At 51.0% G+C, this 629-nt stretch carries 2 tRNA genes and 1 rRNA gene; all 3 read left to right on the top strand.

Annotation, left to right across the window (positions count from 1 at the left end):
* Nucleotides 1-322 (top strand): 16S ribosomal RNA (locus ACVUH9_RS22225); the annotation flags it as partial.
* 61 nt (nucleotides 323-383) lie between these two features.
* Nucleotides 384-460, top strand: a tRNA-Ile gene (locus tag ACVUH9_RS22230).
* Between the two features lie 111 nt (nucleotides 461-571).
* Nucleotides 572-629 (top strand) — tRNA-Ala (locus ACVUH9_RS22235).

Below are 629 nucleotides of genomic sequence, written 5' to 3' on the forward strand. Positions count from 1 at the left end.
GGCTACACACGTGCTACAATGGTCGGTACAAAGGGTTGCTACCACGCGAGTGGATGCTAATCTCAAAAAGCCGATCGTAGTCCGGATTGGAGTCTGCAACTCGACTCCATGAAGTCGGAATCGCTAGTAATCGCGGATCAGAATGCCGCGGTGAATACGTTCCCGGGCCTTGTACACACCGCCCGTCACACCATGGGAATTTGTTGCACCAGAAGTAGGTAGTCTAACCGCAAGGAGGACGCTTACCACGGTGTGGCCGATGACTGGGGTGAAGTCGTAACAAGGTAGCCGTAGGGGAACCTGCGGCTGGATCACCTCCTTAACGAAAGATTGACGATTGGTAAGAATCCACAACAAGTTGTTCTTCATGACGATGTATCTGAGGGTCTGTAGCTCAGTTGGTTAGAGCACACGCTTGATAAGCGTGGGGTCACAAGTTCAAGTCTTGTCAGACCCACCATGAGCAAGACTTAAAGCACTGCTTTAAGGCGAAGCGCAAGGCAAACGAACGTGAGTGAGTGCGCAGGCTATAATCTGATACATCGAATCAAAAATGATAAGCTGGGGACTTAGCTTAGTTGGTAGAGCGCCTGCTTTGCACGCAGGAGGTCAGGAGTTCGACTCTCCTA

It is taken from the genome of Patulibacter ginsengiterrae (genome assembly GCF_056269115.1).